This window comes from Desulfosporosinus sp. FKB, assembly GCF_002196705.1.
Lineage (GTDB): Bacteria > Bacillota > Desulfitobacteriia > Desulfitobacteriales > Desulfitobacteriaceae > Desulfosporosinus.
The window spans coordinates 15445-32515 of record NZ_NADJ01000009.1 but is presented as its reverse complement, the minus strand read 5'-3'; the positions used below and the strand labels follow the sequence as shown (position 1 = coordinate 32515).

The following is a 17071-nucleotide window of genomic DNA, read 5'->3' as shown; positions in this document are numbered from 1 at the left end:
TGATAAAGCTTGTTAAACAGTAAAATTCCAATGGAATTGTCTGAGTTAAGATGCAAGAACTCAAACTGGTGACCAAGTTTCCGCCGGGAAATAACTCCTATCAGGGTGCGAAACTTAAATAATAAGAACATAAATGCAGTAAGAGAGTTAGGGAAACAGACAAAGTTAAAATTAACTGCTAAAAATAACTATTGAGTGAACTTAAATTCCAAATAAAACCCATGACTTGAAAGGATTATCATCTAGCATGATGAGATGCCTTTTTTGTTTGACAACTTTCCCCGAACTTTGCAAGAAGGTAGTAAGATGCTTATGATTAGGAAAAGTAGAATTTCAAAATTATTAGAGACTCAACATGAAGTACCACGAGTATCAAGTATAGACAAAAAACCATTTAGCTGGACCGGAAATTATTTTCGAGTCTTGATAATCATCAATTGCTAGCAAAATATGAAAACCAACCAATGCCAATCAGTCTGCTACAGGCCATACCTAGGTTCGCTAAAGCGTAGTTGAATTTCGAACGAATTCGCGCATAAACATTTGCTTTTACATGAACATAGCTTTGATTTGTTGCCTCATATCATTAATTTAACCTTTCTAACGTAAAACAAAGAGTGTGTGAAAACACAACCGAGAGAAAACCGCTAGAAATCATTAGAATTCAGCGGTTTTTCGGCACATTTTGGACAAAAATAGTATAATTAAGACAAGGAAAGAACGAATTGGTCAAGTGTGTCCATCTTGTCAAAACCGGGAAAGAAAGTAGATAATCAAGTTATTTTTAAAGAGTATAAATAGAACCAACTGAGCTTACCTGTGGATTTGGAATGTCTAATTCCACCCAATTATATGGTGAAAAGGATTAATAGAAATGACGGGAATACCTTTTGAAATTAATAGAATGAAGAAATATTTTAAAGATTATATGAAATGTAATAATCACAAACTGCATTTCATTATTACAATACTGTTAATTATTTGCATAATTGGTTTTTGGTTTAAATTTAGCAATGAAAATTATTATAATAAGACAATTGCTAAAATCACCTCAATAACTACAAAACATCTCAGTAATCAACAAATTAAAAAGCAACAAATTAACGCAATTATTGTGAACGGAATTTATAAAGGAGAAATTATTCAACTGCAGAATTCATCAACGTATTCTCATGCTACCGACTTGGATTTGAAATTAAATAATGAAGTTTTTGTTAAACTTCAAGTAAATCAGGATAAAAAAATTACATCCGCCGTAATCCTAGATGTTAAACGAGATAAATATCTTGCTTATGTTTCTATTTTATTTGTTTTGTTAATTTCTTTAATAGGAGGCGTTAAGGGATTAAGGGCTTTGACCAGTGTAATCATCAATGCGGTTATTATTTCTTTCGTCATCAGATTAATTTTACTTGGGTATAACATTATAGTTATTTCCTCTTTGGCATGTATTATATTTATTATCGGGTCTTTATTATTAGCAACCGGAATAAGAAAGAAGACCTTCGCCGCAATCCTAAGTACTATAGTTGGTACTCTTATTTCCATGTTAATAACTTATGTCGTAATAATGCTCTTGCATGCAAACGGAATCCATTACGAAGAAATGGAGTTTTTCAATTTTCCACCTGAACAAATATTTATGGCTGAGATATTAATCGGTACTTTAGGCGCAATCATGGATATTGCCATTTCAATTTCCTCGTCTCTACAGGAAATATATCATAAAAATCCCTTGCTAGAGAAGAAGATCCTTCTAAAGTCAGGTTTAGAAATTGGGCAAGATATTATGGGTACGATGTCCAATACGTTAATTTTTGCTTATTTCAGTGGAAGTATTCCTATTATTTTGATCCGATTAATCAATGATGTTTCAATTCTTGATATAATGAATTTTAACATCTCTCTTGAAGTTGTACGGGCGCTTACCGGATGTATAGGAATTGTTATCAGTATTCCTGTGAGCATCTATATTTCTGTGTTTCTGCTGAAAAGAAATAAAATCGGAGAATTTTGAATTATGAATGTCTCAGCTATTCTATTATTTATTCTATTGTTCCTTATGGTCTTTGTTGGAGGAGAAAAAGGGGCAAACTCATTCTTAAGTTTGTGTTTAAACTTCATAACCTTTTTTGCTATGCTGATTTTAATAACTAATCAGCTTGACCCGATCAAAGTGACCATCATTGGGTGCATTGTTATTAGCTCAATGACTTTATTTCTCATTAATGGTATTAATAATAAATCTATATCATCACTATTATCTGTAATATTAGTTGTAATTTTTACAATGCTATTAACTTACAAAATGGGAACAGATGCAAATATACAGGGATTTAACATTGAACAATTGGAGTATATTCCAATACAATCATCTGGCATTCACTTGGATTTTTCTAAAGTAGTGTTTTGTGAGATTTTATTGGGATTGTTGGGTGCTATAATTGATGTCTCCATCTCGATCTCTTCTTCCATGAATGAACTATATAAAAACAACTTATATATAACTAAGAGTAGTTTATTCAAGTCAGGATTTAACATTGGTCAAGATATTCTGGGAACAATGACAAACACCTTGCTTTTCGCTTATATCGGAGGATTCATGACACTAATTATCAGGTTTGTTAAGCTTAACTACTCTATCTTAGACATGTTAAATTCTAAAGCATTTTGCTCAGAAGTCTTTCAGGTTATGTGCAGTGGAATAGGTATTATTCTAATAATTCCTATTACCGCATTTATTTCTTCAACTCTCATATTTTTACAATTCAAACAGGCTAAAGAATGACTTTTTTGATTAACTATTGAAACATAAAACTCAGTGGGCGGTTTTTGGTCTCTTTCTAATAAAGCATCGACGCATTCAAGAGACCATCAACAACACCACTTAAATGTTCCAAATCAAATGGTTTATCTAAAAAGTAATCGATTTGGTAATGACGAGCTAATTCATCCATTTCTTGCTTGTCAGCGTATGCAGACATTAAGATGACCTTCACCTACTATGGACAAAGATAACAACATACCAGCTACTAGTAAGGGCTTTTTTGATGATTTGCAAGATTGACTACGTTTCACGCTTCTTTTCCTCCTTTTATTTAGGTGTGAGTGTTTATTGTCGGGTGAAATCCAATACAAACAGAACGTACATTTACCTGAGTTGTTATGGATAAAATTACCATAACTACACAATAATAGGATAGATACTTGTTATTTTTGTGAAGAGATTATGTAGATTTTATTAAGATACTTAAATTAAAGAGGTTTCAATTCCATCTAAGAATAAGAGAGACTCTACATTATGGCTATCAATGATGCTCAAGACAGTGGGCTAACGCAAAGAAATATCTTTGTAATTTAAAATATGTAAGGCTAAAGCTTTCAATATATGGAACTATGTAGTATAGTGAAATAACTGTAAAAAAGCCCCCTCATCAAGCAAAGAGGGGGTAAGGTGGAAATATCAATATGTGCTTCCTGCCATGGAAAAGACACTAGTAAATTATTTCACATGAAACCTGAAATATTTGTCGAAAAAATGATACAGTTATAATTATATTTACTTTTGAAAACCACTTTCTTGATAGATTTTTCTTATAACTAATTACTTCTTGATGTTGAAGTTGGAGGCCCAAAAATAATGATTAATCGAAGCAGATTACAAGATACATACCTAGAGCAACTACAAACCTATAAAACACCAGTAATTATTTACTTAATAACTGGTTTACAATTTCGAGGGAAAATTATTGGGAATGACAACTTTACTTTAATGCTAGAGATTGATGGAAGACAACAAATGCTTTTTAAACAAATGATTTCAACGGTTTCGCCACTTCGACCGATTAAATTTATAAGACAAGGGCAAGTCTGATATGGCCTCAGAACGATTAGATGTTGTTGGAGAGGTCGGCAGTATCTCTCTCACAGACAAGAGGTTACAAGTTAGTGGTTTTTACTATAACTATATTAATAGTTACTTGAGAAAAACAAATGGAAACATGTTTATTCCTATTTCTAATATTCTCTCTATGAGATATTATAAAGTCAGGTCAAAATATTTTTTTATGGCCTTCCTGTATTCTGGCAGTTTGACTATTTTATTAAAAGCAATTTATGAACTGAAAAGCTACAAATTGATTAAGCCATTTACGCAATTGATCAGTGGTTACCTTATGAAGGTATATTATTCTGGGTTATTATTTTCTTCAATCATGCTTCTCTGTTATCTTTTTAAGGAACATAAGCTCATTGATATTCCTTACATGGGAGGAAGAGTTTGTTTTGAAGCCAGTGATTTTAACAAAATAGACATAGATAAAATGATAAATCAGTTCTATAGAATTAAAAGGTGTAGTTGTAGGATTAACGTCATTAAATAAAGAGATGTAAAAAGAATTAAGAGGTTCTGTTTAAGAAATATTGCACAAATCAGCAGATTCTCAGCATCTGCTGATTTAGTTTGTGCGCCACGCATGGCGATTAAGGAGTCGTTGAGATTCCCTAATGCGGCTGGCAGTTGCCAACCACTTGCTAAAAGGGGAGTCGATGTCACACAGCTTCAATCCTCTCTAAAAATCATGATAAGCTCCTAGGCAAACTAATTAATGAAATTTCAGTTCAAAAGACAGCGGTATCATTTCGGGAAGCAGAATGACCCTAGAGTGGTAGTAATGCTAACATAAATAAAATTTTACCAATGACATCCTGAAAAAAGCATTAGGTTTTTTCGCAGAGAGCCAAAAGAAGTAGCTGCGCGAGAACTCTTTAGGTTTATACGGGTGCAAAAGATTAAAGAATCAACCGAACATAGTATTAAAGAAATGTGCAAGGTCCTTAAAGTGAGTGAAGCCGGTTATTACAAATGGCTACGCCTACAAGACCGCCCCTATAAATATCAGATCTTTTGGCTAAAATCCGTAAAATATGTGCAGATAATCCGGATTATGGACCCTATCGAATTTATTTGGAGTTAAAGCTTTTTAATGGTTATACCCAAAGCTATTATTTGGTTCTAAAGCTTTGTAGAGAAAATAATCTTAGGGCCAAGAAAAAGTTCCATGCCAAAGGGATTACCAAGGCTGATCCAGCAGCACAAGCTAGCGAAAACTTGCTCCGTCAAGATTTTAATGCTTTATTACCTAACCAAAAGTGGCTTGGGGATATCACAGAAATACCAACGACAGACGGAAAACTTTATCTTGCTGCCATATTGGACTGTTTTGACGGAAGCATCGTCGGTTTCAAAATGGCTGATAACATGAAAGCTGAAATCTGTATCGATGTCTTCTTATCTGCCGTCAAAAAATATCCGGCAACTGGGATGCTCTTCTACAGCGATAGGGCAGTCAATATACAAGCAACAAAAAGCTTACTAAGAGGGAAAAAATAGTGCTCCAATTGCGTTATGGTCTCATGAATAGCCCTAAGCGTACTCAGCGTGAGATCGCCAAGGTTCTGGGGATTTCCAGATCTTATGTATCAAGGATTGAAAAAAAGGCGATTCAAAGGCTGATGGAAGAGATGAAGAGGATTAATCCGAAATAATATTGCAATGATTTACTGGAAAAGGAAGGGCAGAACTTCATAACCTCAGTATTGATAGAAAGAGCTTTCTTATGGGCGATGAACAAACTTGTTGACCATAAGGAAGCTTCTTTAATTGAGGAAAGATATTGGTAAAGTTACGGTCTTTGCGAATGATGATGATTAACGTATAATATTTATCACAGAAAAAGAACCCGTAAGGTGGTCGGTTTGATATGCTCCCCTTGACAGAGAGCAGTTCAGTTTAATGTCTACCTTGCGGGTTCTTTTTGTAGTTTAAACGCTAAGCTCATTTAATAAATTCCTAAAGGTATAATAAGCCGGTTTTGGTGAATAATCATCCCTCATAATCCCAAATTGATGAAAAGACCCTCATTGGTACTATCTGCATCCCTGAGACCAAAAAGTTCATAATGGGAAATATTAAGTTCAATGCATATGAAGTTGGAAAGGAGGGGTTAGAACCCCTTAAACGATCAAATGAAACTGGCTGGTTCTTTGAGATAGAAACCTATCAAGTGATTTTGGGAACCTTCTCGAACCGCTATTAGGTTAGGTGCCAGAAAAGTTGCCAAATCAAACGATACTAAAAAGGCGACAAAGTTTTCTCGAAAATTACCAAAGAGCAAGCAAAAAACAATATAATATTTTTTTAGGGGTAGGATTATATCAAATCGTAGTGTATGCATCTTGGATTGATGGCAGAGTTTGCAATCTGGGAGCTTAGACGTCAAATCTAACATGATACAAAAGTTAGTTTTAATGGACCTGCGAGGTTAGGGCCTCGCTCATGAGGATTTAATTAAGTATTCATGGACTGAAATTTCTTGATTAGTGCCCAATAGAGGGCTATCATTACACGAAACTTATTAATTCTTTAACAATTTGTTCATACTTCACTCATCAAAAAGCGCTTCATTAGGAGTATAGTTCATTATGAACTCAAGAATTTTCAGGAGGTATCAACATGGTTAGATTTGGACTTCTGAGCGGTGGTCTCATGGGGCTGGGGCTACTTAGCATGGTTATACATCTAATACTATGGTTCGTATTAATTGTATTCATCGTAAGAATATTCCGTGGTCATAGGGATAGATACCACGGTGTTACAAAACAAACAGACAATGCGCTAGAAATTCTTCGAACCAGATATGCTAAAGGCGAGATTGATGTTGATGAATTTAATAGAAGAAAACAAGATTTAATATCCTGATTGGGTTGATGCGTTGACTGAGAAGATGAAACTATTCTCGTCAACGCATTTGGTTTTAAGTGAGGTTCTTAAATGCCTGCTCTGAGCGGTTAGTTATCGTCTTCGTAATTTCTTGCGTCACCGATACTCCCTGCGCGGCTTCGACGAGTGTTTTTCGGCCCATGCAGAACGCCCAACAATCCCAGATGAGCGGTCGAAAACCTATCGCATTCGAGAGCCGTTTTAATTCGTCAATTTCAAGATTAATATAATTACGGTAACCAGTGATGACTGCATCGACACATTGCAGATTCCCTCGAAAGCCAGCAGCCCATAGAAGAAACCCCAGAGAAAAGATGCGTGGCCCCCGTCCAGTTCCAGACCAGTCGATGACTGCCCAGTTCCCAACATCCGCTTTGATCATATTTGAAGGGACGAAGTCCGGATGGATAAGGGCTTGCGGCATATCATGGAGATCATCAAGCTGTCTGAGCTCGTTTAGTAATGTTTCATAGTGTGATCGATCTTCCATTGACACATTTTTCTCTGAGCTTATGACAAATGATTGTGCAGCTTCTATTTCCTCTCGTGTACCTCCCTGAACGGATAAATGGTGCCACGCTCCACCTTTTCGTGACATATCACCTGAAGCTAGGGGTAATGTGTGTAGACGGCCAAGTAGAACCCCTGCAAAATAAAAGGCTTTTGCGCTGCCTTTCGGTTTAGTCCCATCGACGAAATTAGTTATTAGGACCGGTTGTTCTTCGTGCATGAATACTGGTTCGGTGTGAGCGCATCGTTCTGCGGGGAAATTTTGTTGTTCTAAGTAACGAAGAATCTCCGCATCGCCCTGAATTTGTTAATATTCATGAATATGTGTCCTTTCGGATACAACTAAAATTTTTTTAGCAAGGATAACATCTGTCGAAGTGTTGGGAGCTGTATTTCTACCTGCGCTTTAATCCGAATGTGCCGTTTGGCTGCTTAAACCTAGCTTCAGAGCAGGCTTCGTGTTCATCTAATACAAATTGAATCTCAAAACCAGATAATTCCTTGATACTAAATTCCGTGTTATTTATAGGAACCAATTCATACGTAGGTTGCCCTGGAACAGTTACAGTCAGTGTGGCTTGTTCACGAAGCGCAACGGTGACGATTACACCGGCAAGATCGTATCCGCCTACATATTTTTCTAATAGTTCCTGATTTAGAAACTTCGCTGCCGTTTTCCGCACAAACTCAATTGGCTCAAGCATTAGTTCAAATTGAACGGTTAGATGAGAAATTTTTCCTCGAAGATCGCTATGAAACTGAACCTTGAAATGTTGGGTAAAATCACCTTCACTGAAGGTTACCTCGTTGAACGCAAACGAAAATACATCATAGTGATAGTGTTCAAGCGCCAGTTGTTTTGAAAGAGCATGGTAGTCAATATAGAGATGATCTCCCTCCGAAGTTATCGAAATGACACCATAAGCCGGATGCTCGAATTCACCCACATAGGCAGATTGCTCGTGAGATGGCTTCGTGTCAAGCACGCGATTCTCATCCACTTGCCCTTTACCTTCACGCTGTGAGGTAATGAGCTTACCAATTTTGTCTTTCAGTAAGGTGTTCCAATCGATCTTAGGAAGGTCTAGAAATGTATCGAGTATAGTATAAGCTGCCGCCGTAGGGAATACACTGTGCTCCTGGTTACTCAGAATTACAATCCCCATAGTTTCCTTGGGAACCATTGTGACCTGGGCAGTGAAACCATCAATGTTTCCGCCATGCTGTACAACGTGATGTCCTCTGTATACTTCGGTGAACCAACCCAAACCGTAACTGGGAAAAAGGATTCGTCCGTCTTGGGAAGGCCCTATTAAGATGTGGGGAGAGTGCATTTGTCTGATGTTATTTTCACTAATCAACTGACTCGATTGAAAATTCCCTTTACTGAGATGAAGCCTAACCCACTGCGCCATTTCCCTTACTGAGGAGTTTATAGATCCCGCTGGTCCTATTGAGTCAATGTTAGCAAAAGGCGTCTCTTTGACCGTTTGATTAACAACCTTGTACGGTTTGGAAAAATCATGATCATGTTGAGATTCATTTACAGAGAAGTTGGTTCGTTTCATACCCAATGGGTCAAGGATTCGTGTTCGGACAAAGGTCTCCCAACTTTGCGTCGATATTTTTTCAACCACGTATCCAAGGGTCAGGTACATCATGTTTTGATATTGAAAGGTCGTTCGAAACGGTTTAGCGAAATCAAGGTGAGATAGACGAAGTACTATCTCTTCGCGGGAGAGAGGTGCCTTATACCAGACTAAGTCATGCCGTGGAAGACCAACTCGGTGCGTAGCGAGATCACGCAGCGTTGCATTTTCACTGGCATATTTATCATTTAGTTTGAACTCAGAGATATAAGTTGCTACAGGTTTGTCCCAATCCAGCTTGCCGTCGTCAACCAGTATACCGATGGACATTGTCGTGAATGCTTTTGTACTTGATCCAATAGCAAATAGTGTATCAGGAGTGACAGGTAGTTCATGCTCTATGTCCCGTTTGCCGAAGCCTTCCAGAAAAATTATGTTTTCATCTTTTACCACGGCCACAGCTGCGCCTGGAATGTGGAACTCATCCAAGCTGGATTTTATGTACTCTCGAATCGTTTTTAAAACTTTCTCTGGTAAAACACTTTTCGTTTCTTTTAAGGAGTCATTGTCCATGAAAGCACCTCCAGGCCTTTATCTCAAAATAATTATATGGATATTCACTCGAAAATAAACAAGCATTATCGATAGTATAGCAGTCTATTATGCGACTCTATTAAGAAGAGGGACGGGAAGTCCTGAAAACGGATCAATTACCAGAACTGTATTATTGTGACCATGGGAATTTGGGTCGCTATAACAGTGTGCAGTTCACCGATCCGTCGAAAATACTACCTTTGCCTATGTCGGTTAACGTACCACAGGAACCGAGGTGGGGGCCCACCTAATTTGCGGTCCCGGTTGGAAAGGGGTCGTGCCGCAGGGGGGGGCACAGATTTCTTTGCCAAATAATTCTGTGCTCATTATTGGCCGCGTTTTGGTCGGCAGCGACAGCGACCTCTCGACCGCTTATAAACTCGTGAAGCAGATACAACTATCTCCGCTGACGCAGCCCTAGTGCGCGACTTTATGTTGTCTCCGCGCAGATCAAGCCCGGCCCTTATGTGTTGTACAGCGAGTATCAGGCACCTCCCGTCGTAGATAATGCCTTGGAAAGAGTGACAGTTCGCCACGGACTAGGCTGCGCCTCCGGCATACCCGTCAATACGCTCTATACAGTACCGAATCTTGCTTCACCGCCCAAAGCAAAGTTCAGTGTGTTTATTGATTGCACAAACCTTGAGTTATTGGATAGTAAAGACAAGGGAGTGCCCCTTAGATATCTTCAACGAAGAAACACCAATCCACGTTGAGACTGTGGTTTGTTTAAGAAAACAGACACTCTAAAAGCCACTATTCATGCGGGTTGTAAGAGTTTACAAATATCCGGAATTGAATAAAAAACAGGGGTAATGTTTTCTGACTGCGTATACGGGAACATGTTTAAGGTTAAACAGCCTAAAAAATGCTTAGTATGAGTACAGGACAGGGGACCATTGAGACTGTGAAAGAAGGTTTATGTGATTTGTGTTAATTTTCGACACACTTGTGAAATGTAAGCGAGATAACTGCTGGAGTTTTGGGTGCTCCGGCTTTTTTATTTTTCTTGGATAGTTATTAAGGAATTCCGATGGTCTATAATTACAGATAGGGAGGTTACTGGGCTGAATCCAGCCCATCTAGTTCTTTTGTGGCCGAAGCTTCGGCACCTTCTACGGAGTTAATAACATATACGATCGCCAATTAGCGCACCGAACACCACTCCTAGCGTTTTCTATAGGAATTTGTTAGTTTGTCTTGCGATTGTACACACACTGTGTTCAAAAACTCCGCTAATACCCGGCATTTTGATGTCCGATATTATTAAAGGTGACTGTTTTTTTTCAGTTCTAAGGCTTCGGGTCCCGAAGCAGGTGTGCCTACTTTGTAACCCTTAGAGGAAAAGAGGTCTTCCAAAAGTCTCCGAATTCCCGAATTGTCAGTAGGTAATTTAGACGGACTGAACCCCGGTGTTTTTCATGACACCGGGGACCATATTTTATAAAGTCTTGTTTATGCTCCCCAAGTGTCAGGGCTTTCAGGAGTATTAGAGGCTCCGGGAGTGTTAGAGGCTCCAGGAGTGTTGGAGGCTCCGGGAGTATTAGAGGTTCCGGAAGTGTTAGAAGTTCTATGAGTGTTAGAAGTTCCAGGAGTTTTAGGATTTCCGGAAGTAGTAGTACTGGTAGACATTGTTGGTGTAGGTTTGGGGGCAGGAATTGATGCTTTTATCCAACTTATTGTTAAAGGCTCTCCAGTTAATGCCTGGGTTAAATCAGCTATACCTAAATTCTGTTTCTGAATGATGTTCAATAGCTTTATAAGTTCCTGATCCAGTCCAGGAACCCAATGTAAAAGTATAATATCTCCTGCCTTAAGACCCAGACCACTTCTAGTAGTAAATCTGGAATATTCCATTTCTGCATCCCACATTACGATATATTTAATCCCGGAATCATGGGCTGCTTGTCCGACTTCAGAATTGAAATCCCCGTAAGGTGGCCTTAACTCATTAGGTGGTGAACCGAACTGGCGTAAATAATCTATAGGTTGAGAGATTTGATTTTTTTGATCTGTCGGTGACAAATGCGTCAAATAAGGGTGGCTAAAAGTATGGTCTTCAATATGCCCACCTGACTTCACGAATTCATGCCAAAAGTCAGGGTGTTTCTGAGCAGCCTGTTCTATAAGAAAAGTAGTAATGGGTAGATGGTATTGTTGCATTAACTTTATAACTTCTTCGTTTGGATACCAACCGTCATCAATAGTGATATAGACTACGGGCTGTTTCTCCGGAAGTTCATACACCACCTTGATTGGGCCAGCGGAGGTTCTCGTGGGATTTAGTTGATCCAATGATTCGGAACGATTGTTATTTAAAGTTGCATTGGCAGATGACGGGGGCTTATTAGGTTTTTTAAGTGAATTAGAACCATTAAAAAAATAATTTTTCACGAAAACTGTAGTGGAAATAACGAGCACCAAAATAAAAAAAACAAAGATTTTACCAAAATCTGATCTTCGAGGACTAGCTTTGCCGTACATCATTAAAGCTGTTGCTCCTTCCATAATATTCCATAACCAGTAATTCGATAAATAAGATAATTCTCCTCTAGAATTATCCAATATTAAATTAAGGAGCTTTAGCCAATCGTTCGAATGGGCAGATGCGGAGCTAAGTGAATTATGTGGTTCAAAAAATGTTTAGCTATTTTAAACCACATATGTACTAAGGCGTGAATTAAATGAATAGATGTATGTACTAAGAAAAAAGTTACCTTCCAAAAGATTTAGAGTCAATTGGAGGGTAACTTTTTAACTACCTATTATTTTAAGCTTTTGATTCTTTTGCAAGAGTACTGCCATTTGAGCCTTCAATAGTAACGATACCACTAAATTTGGGCCAACCTAGAACGGCATTGGCTATAGCAGTCGCAACTTTCTTGTCAGTGTGAAGACTAGTATTAATTGTGACACTCTTACCATTGACTGCTATTCGAGAGATGTATTTATACCAAGATTTTTCGTGAGAGCCTATTCCATAATTTGTTTTCAAATACGTCTTTAGTTCATTAGTAAGTTCTGTGCTTGTTTCGGATTTATTAGTTGTGGATTTAGAACTGGTTTTTGCTAATTCAGATCCCTTGGAAGTTGGAATAGATGATTTCTCGGTTGTCGGTGTCATCGTAGAAAGAGTTGCTTGGGCATTGCCTGGGGCTTGTTTTTGAGTTGATGAAAGCATTTTACTATTACATCCTGTTGTCGTTAAGGTAATAATCGTGATTCCGGCTGCTATAGATATAATCGTTTTTAACTTACCTTTATTCATTTTCATTTTGGCTCCTCTCATTATTTGTACAAGTAATAAATTTATATGAGGGCTTGTAAGAATAATGACCTATTTTCATACGATTAAAGTGATTAATTAATCGCAAATAATGATTTGACCTTGATTAACGGTTGACTCTTTATCCTCAAACGAAACCTAACATCCCTCAACGATTTGTCGATGAGGGATGTTAAACTTATAGTTAGGAAGGTTTTTCAATTGATATATTAATGAAATGTGGCTATAATGGGAACGTAAGTTCGATAATAAATCAAATGTATGTACTAAGAAGCGATAAAAATGAGAGATGTCTGTGCTGAGTGTAATAGGAAATCCTATTGTACGGAACCCTGTGAAGAATGGTTAACTGCCCATGATCAATGCCCAGTGTGCCGGAACAAACTGTTACATATCGGAGGATGTACCGAATGTATTACGGGTGATTGGGCGAAGTGTGGCTGGAGATGAAAATAGTCATGAGCCCGATTGAAATGATAGCATGGTTTGATATTCCTGGGACACCGCGTCCGATTCGCTTTAGGCATGACGGAAACGTCGTTAAAGTTGAGATGATCAAAAGAATATCTGAAGAGAAGATTGCTGGTAATCGAATGAAGGTCTATGAATGTCAGAGCGAGGTTCATGGGTTTATGAAACAATTTCAACTGAAGTACGAATTGAGTAGTTGTAAGTGGTTTTCGTATAAGATTTAGTGATAATAAAGGCTTGGCGAGTGGAAAATCGTCAAGCCTTTCAAGTATATGGTAGCTTATTTTAATTGTGTATGTTAACGATCCCTTAGTTTTATCAGGGTTAGTCTTGAATAAGAAATTAAGAAAAAGTCCATCAGGGACGGACAAAGTTCAAACGTAAGCCCATTTTTCGGAATTGATATGTAATGGAAATTGAAGCAATAACGAGTATTTGGGAGATAGCATTCTCAATCAAAAACATAAATTAAACAAAAATATGATAACGTCAAAATCAGCACTCAAGCCTGAATTTGGCGTTATTTGAGTAGTGCATGCTCCTATAACTTGTCATAGTAGCCATTATCGGATCCCAAAGGGGTTATAAAGGGATTTATTTATTCTGGTTCGAAATACTTAAAAGAGTCTTAGTGTTTTAACACAATATTACAGTTAGCAGGATATGTAGTTAATTCCAAGTCAATTGTTACATTGTGTATGGATTGCGTTTCAATTTATATCGACACCTTTTCAGAGTATCCCGGGCAATTGGGCGAAGTGTGGTTAATATGAATGTTGTTATGGAATCATTGCTAATAAAGAGGCCTATATAATAGAAGATATCAGTGTTCCGGAGAGTTGTTATGATGATATCGAGGCCAAGTTAGCGGAACTTCAGCAAGAATTGATGAATATGGTGCGGAATAATCAGGAATATTCGAGTTTGACTGCCGAGATTGAAAGGCTGCAGGCGCATAAGCAGAGAGTAAAGGGGGCTGAGGCTGAGAGGGAGTGGAAGGGTAGGTTGGTAGAGGAATTTAAGGTTTATCTGGATGCTAGGGATGGCAAGCTGCTGGATAGGTTTGAAGGAGATTTGTTTCGCAAATTCGTTGAAAAGGTTAGAGTTGTATCGATGGTTGAGGTGGAGTTTGTGTTTAAAGTAGGTGTTGAGGTGAGGGCGGTTTTGTAATACTAGAAAAGGCTAAGAAAAGCCATTAGATCTAATCGATGAATATTTCCAATGTATCTGAAGCAGAGGCAAGTTTCTAATAAAGTAAATGCCATAAATTAGAAAATTAGTGGTATTATATCGAAGTTTGGAGGAAAGAATTATGTTTGAAATGTCATTGCGTTGCTCAGGATACGGACATTTGTTTGTTACAGTGATTGGCTTAAGGTTATGTTATTAGTAATTAAATAACGGTTGTATATGGGGGTTACTAAATGCTAATTGACATTCTACCCCGGACGGTGTTAGCATTTTTCGTCCTTTTGATTTTGACTAGGCTATTAGGCAAAAAACAACTAAGTCATCTAACATTTTTCAACTACATAACAGGGATAACTTTTGGTAATATTGCTGCTGAGCTCGCAAGCGACAAGGCTATAACTAGTATAGAAGGCTTGGGAAGTTTAATTCTTTGGACGGGGTTAACAATATTAGTTGAATATTTAAGTGTAAAGTCAGCGGCTATAAGAAGAATATTAAATGGTGACCCTACTATTCTAATTAAAAACGGAAAAATTCAGCGAAAAGTTATGGCAAAAATGAGATTAAGTTTAGACGGGTTACTTACGATGTTAAGGAATAGAAATATATTTTCGATCCAAGATGTAGAATACGCTGTCATAGAAACAAATGGTCAAATCAGCATAGCTAAGAAGCAGAAGAAGCAATCGGTTACAAAGCAAGATATGAATATTCCTAGTACAAGTTTCCTCATTCCAACTGAGATTATTGTTGATGGGAAAATAGTAAAGAGAAATCTTCAAGAATTAAATATCAATTATCAATGGGTTTACCAAGAATTAAGAAAGACTGGTATCAATTCAGTAAGTGAAGTATTATACGCCGAGCTTGAGAGTGACGGTACACTCTTTATTGACAAGTTTGAAAGCCAGTAATGTTTAATAAGTGAAGAAATCCTTTAACAAAAGCATTACAAAATAAATCTAAATCTGTGTTTTTAAACTCGACAAATGGAGAACCCGAGGCACGTTGGCGTTACTTCATTGTAAATATAGTCGATATGTTTCCGCGGACTCAGCATACAGAATGTTGCGTGAAGATTGAACGGCTGAAAGGTTGATAAATAGAGGGTTTTTGACGGATTTATATCCTTTGCAATTTGTATGTGACCTTTGAGGAGATAAAAAAGATGACATATAGATAAAACGCATTCACACATTATATTTCAATGAGTCTTTGATATAGCGGTACTTCGATTGAACCGCATAGCCGCGTACTGCGTGGCGCACAGATATTCTCTTGCCCGAGCCACTCTTCACGCCGAGCAACATCCGTGTTGCTCGGCGTTTGATACTATTAGTCAGAGAATAATTCAGATAATTTTTTAACTAATATTAAACATTTCATTTTTACATTCTTTGCAGCAATTATGTTGTGTCCCAGCAATAGGATTAAAACTAAATTCATTATTACCTTTTATTTTTGGTTCTAAATGATCTGTAGAATGTGCGAATATCTTCAGCGAGAAGTTCAGGTTCTTCCATGGCAGTAAAATGTCCACCCCTGGGCATTATAGTCCAGCGAGTTATATTCAGATTGCGCACAGCCCATTCTTTGGGTGGCAACAATATATCAGCCGGGAAAAGTGCAATGCCTGTCGGTACCTCTATACTCCCCATTGATGGCAAGGAATGCGTGTTCTCATAATATATACGCGCCGATGACCCTATCGTATTTGTAACCCAATAGATCATTATATTCGTGAGCAGCTCATCCTCGCTAAATCTTCGCCGAAGGTCACCATTACAATCGCTCCATGTACGGAATTTTTCAATAATCCAAGCAGCCAAACCTACAGGAGAGTCGGAAAGCCCGTATGCCAGAGTCTGGGGCTTGGTCGATTGAATTGACATATAGGCTCCCTCTTGGGCAATCCATGCCAGAGCACTTTTCTTGTATTGCAGATCTTCATCCGAAAGTTCAGCATCCTGTGCAGTCATGAGATTGCGAATAATACCGATGTCGGTTAAATGGATCCCGATCAAATGTTCGGGATGATTTAAAGCCAGATACCGTGTAACACCGGAGCCGACATCTCCACCCGCAGCGGCAAATTTGCTATAGCCGAGTTCTTCTGTCATTAATTTAGCCCAGAGCTCGGAAACGCGAAAATTGTTGACGCCGCTCTGTTTGGGTTGGCTAGAGAAGCCAAATCCAGGCAGTGAAGGGACAATTACATCGAAAGAGTCCTCGGGGTCACCGCCATAACGAGCCGGATCAGTTAGAAGAGGGATAATCTTCTGGTATCGTGTGTAACTATCAGGCCATCCGTGGGTAATGATAATCGGTATAGGATTAGGTCCTTTCCCGCACTCGTGTACAAAGTGTACGTCTATCCCATCGACTTTACAGCGATACTGTGAAAAGCGGTTCAATTCGGATTCTTTCGCACGCCAATCAAAATGGTCCCGCCAATACGAAATGAGCGATTGCAAATAACTTATTTCCGTACCTCGTTCCCAACCGGTGTCTGCCAATTGATCAGGCCAGCGGACATGATCCAGTCTGTATTTTAGATCGTCAAGTACTTCATTGGGCACTTGGATGTGAAAACGTTCAACAGCCATAATGATTCTCCTTTCATTTAGTGCTCCTTATTAACCATAACCT

15 protein-coding genes and 1 pseudogene are annotated in these 17071 nt (G+C 38.2%); 10 read left to right on the top strand and 6 right to left on the bottom strand.

The genetic code is table 11. The features are described 5' to 3' along the window. Window positions 1–874: 874 nt before the first annotated feature. Both B5Y67_RS01685 and B5Y67_RS01680 read left to right on the top strand, forming a co-directional pair. The gene (locus B5Y67_RS01685) at window positions 875–2017 is read left to right on the top strand and encodes a YibE/F family protein (RefSeq protein ID WP_088224856.1); all 1143 of its coding nucleotides are present in this window, start codon (window positions 875–877) and stop codon (window positions 2015–2017) included. Window positions 2018–2020: 3 nt separating this feature from the next. Next, window positions 2021–2788 (top strand): YibE/F family protein, encoded by a 768-nt coding sequence (locus B5Y67_RS01680; RefSeq protein ID WP_088224855.1) that lies wholly within the window; start codon window positions 2021–2023, stop codon window positions 2786–2788. 55 nt (window positions 2789–2843) lie between these two features. Here B5Y67_RS01680 and B5Y67_RS01675 read toward each other — a convergent pair whose 3' ends face one another. Further along, window positions 2844–2984 carry a hypothetical protein gene (locus B5Y67_RS01675; RefSeq protein WP_207652383.1) on the bottom strand — a complete coding sequence of 47 codons (141 nt, stop codon included), beginning with the start codon at window positions 2982–2984 and terminating at the stop codon, window positions 2844–2846. A gap of 659 nt (window positions 2985–3643) precedes the next feature. Between B5Y67_RS01675 and hfq the strand changes: the two genes are divergently transcribed. The 4 genes and pseudogenes from hfq (at window position 3644) to B5Y67_RS01650 (ending at window position 6760) form a co-directional block, all read left to right on the top strand. Next, window positions 3644–3874 (top strand): RNA chaperone Hfq, encoded by a 231-nt coding sequence (hfq, locus tag B5Y67_RS01670; protein ID WP_088224857.1) that lies wholly within the window; start codon window positions 3644–3646, stop codon window positions 3872–3874. 1032 nt (window positions 3875–4906) lie between these two features. After that, a complete protein-coding gene (locus tag B5Y67_RS26295; protein ID WP_170932548.1) occupies window positions 4907–5392 on the top strand; it encodes a DDE-type integrase/transposase/recombinase in 486 nt (161 codons plus the stop codon). Beyond that, window positions 5371–5547 (top strand): annotated as a pseudogene (locus B5Y67_RS01655) (sigma factor-like helix-turn-helix DNA-binding protein); the annotation flags it as partial. The gene B5Y67_RS26295 and the pseudogene B5Y67_RS01655, both read left to right, overlap by 22 nt. Before the next feature lie 967 nt (window positions 5548–6514). Beyond that, window positions 6515–6760 carry an SHOCT domain-containing protein gene (locus B5Y67_RS01650; protein ID WP_088224853.1) on the top strand — a complete coding sequence of 82 codons (246 nt, stop codon included), beginning with the start codon at window positions 6515–6517 and terminating at the stop codon, window positions 6758–6760. 55 nt (window positions 6761–6815) lie between these two features. Here B5Y67_RS01650 and B5Y67_RS01645 read toward each other — a convergent pair whose 3' ends face one another. After that, window positions 6816–7595, bottom strand: a complete 780-nt coding sequence (locus B5Y67_RS01645; protein ID WP_088224852.1) for a phosphotransferase — start codon at window positions 7593–7595, stop codon at window positions 6816–6818. Between the two features lie 91 nt (window positions 7596–7686). Next, window positions 7687–9453 carry a serine hydrolase gene (locus B5Y67_RS01640; RefSeq protein WP_088224851.1) on the bottom strand — a complete coding sequence of 589 codons (1767 nt, stop codon included), beginning with the start codon at window positions 9451–9453 and terminating at the stop codon, window positions 7687–7689. A 256-nt stretch (window positions 9454–9709) separates the two neighbouring features. Between B5Y67_RS01640 and B5Y67_RS25655 the strand changes: the two genes are divergently transcribed. Next, complete coding sequence (locus tag B5Y67_RS25655; RefSeq protein WP_348982269.1) at window positions 9710–9895, top strand: DUF1254 domain-containing protein; 186 nt, start codon at window positions 9710–9712, stop codon at window positions 9893–9895. Window positions 9896–10929: 1034 nt separating this feature from the next. On the opposite strand, the gene B5Y67_RS01630 is transcribed toward B5Y67_RS25655, so the two are convergent. Next, a complete protein-coding gene (locus B5Y67_RS01630) occupies window positions 10930–11961 on the bottom strand; it encodes a polysaccharide deacetylase family protein (RefSeq protein WP_088224850.1) in 1032 nt (343 codons plus the stop codon). 283 nt (window positions 11962–12244) lie between these two features. Next, window positions 12245–12748 carry a hypothetical protein gene (locus B5Y67_RS01625; RefSeq protein WP_088224849.1) on the bottom strand — a complete coding sequence of 168 codons (504 nt, stop codon included), beginning with the start codon at window positions 12746–12748 and terminating at the stop codon, window positions 12245–12247. A 470-nt stretch (window positions 12749–13218) separates the two neighbouring features. On the opposite strand from B5Y67_RS01625, the gene B5Y67_RS01620 reads away from it, so the two are divergent. From B5Y67_RS01620 to B5Y67_RS01610, 3 genes are all read left to right on the top strand, one after another. Further along, complete coding sequence (locus B5Y67_RS01620) at window positions 13219–13455, top strand: hypothetical protein (RefSeq protein WP_242975773.1); 237 nt, start codon at window positions 13219–13221, stop codon at window positions 13453–13455. Window positions 13456–14155: 700 nt separating this feature from the next. Continuing rightward, window positions 14156–14401 carry a hypothetical protein gene (locus B5Y67_RS25560; RefSeq protein ID WP_207652382.1) on the top strand — a complete coding sequence of 82 codons (246 nt, stop codon included), beginning with the start codon at window positions 14156–14158 and terminating at the stop codon, window positions 14399–14401. 254 nt (window positions 14402–14655) lie between these two features. Next, a complete protein-coding gene (locus B5Y67_RS01610) occupies window positions 14656–15336 on the top strand; it encodes a DUF421 domain-containing protein (RefSeq protein WP_088224847.1) in 681 nt (226 codons plus the stop codon). A 534-nt stretch (window positions 15337–15870) separates the two neighbouring features. Here B5Y67_RS01610 and B5Y67_RS01605 read toward each other — a convergent pair. Beyond that, window positions 15871–17028, bottom strand: a complete 1158-nt coding sequence (locus B5Y67_RS01605) for an epoxide hydrolase family protein (RefSeq protein ID WP_088224846.1) — start codon at window positions 17026–17028, stop codon at window positions 15871–15873. Between the last annotated feature and the right edge of the window lie 43 nt (window positions 17029–17071).

Excerpts from the sequence above, each read along its gene's own strand:
- B5Y67_RS01685 (WP_088224856.1), top strand. The coding sequence starts at position 875 with ATGACGGGAATACCTTTTGAAATTAATAGAATGAAGAAATATTTTAAA.
- B5Y67_RS01680 (WP_088224855.1), top strand. The coding sequence starts at position 2,021 with ATGAATGTCTCAGCTATTCTATTATTTATTCTATTGTTCCTTATGGTC.
- B5Y67_RS01675 (WP_207652383.1), bottom strand. The coding sequence starts at position 2,984 with ATGTCTGCATACGCTGACAAGCAAGAAATGGATGAATTAGCTCGTCAT.
- B5Y67_RS01650 (WP_088224853.1), top strand. The coding sequence starts at position 6,515 with ATGGTTAGATTTGGACTTCTGAGCGGTGGTCTCATGGGGCTGGGGCTA.
- B5Y67_RS01640 (WP_088224851.1), bottom strand. The coding sequence starts at position 9,453 with ATGGACAATGACTCCTTAAAAGAAACGAAAAGTGTTTTACCAGAGAAA.
- B5Y67_RS01630 (WP_088224850.1), bottom strand. The coding sequence starts at position 11,961 with ATGATGTACGGCAAAGCTAGTCCTCGAAGATCAGATTTTGGTAAAATC.
- B5Y67_RS01625 (WP_088224849.1), bottom strand. The coding sequence starts at position 12,748 with ATGAAAATGAATAAAGGTAAGTTAAAAACGATTATATCTATAGCAGCC.
- B5Y67_RS01620 (WP_242975773.1), top strand. The coding sequence starts at position 13,219 with ATGAGCCCGATTGAAATGATAGCATGGTTTGATATTCCTGGGACACCG.
- B5Y67_RS01610 (WP_088224847.1), top strand. The coding sequence starts at position 14,656 with ATGCTAATTGACATTCTACCCCGGACGGTGTTAGCATTTTTCGTCCTT.
- B5Y67_RS01605 (WP_088224846.1), bottom strand. The coding sequence starts at position 17,028 with ATGGCTGTTGAACGTTTTCACATCCAAGTGCCCAATGAAGTACTTGAC.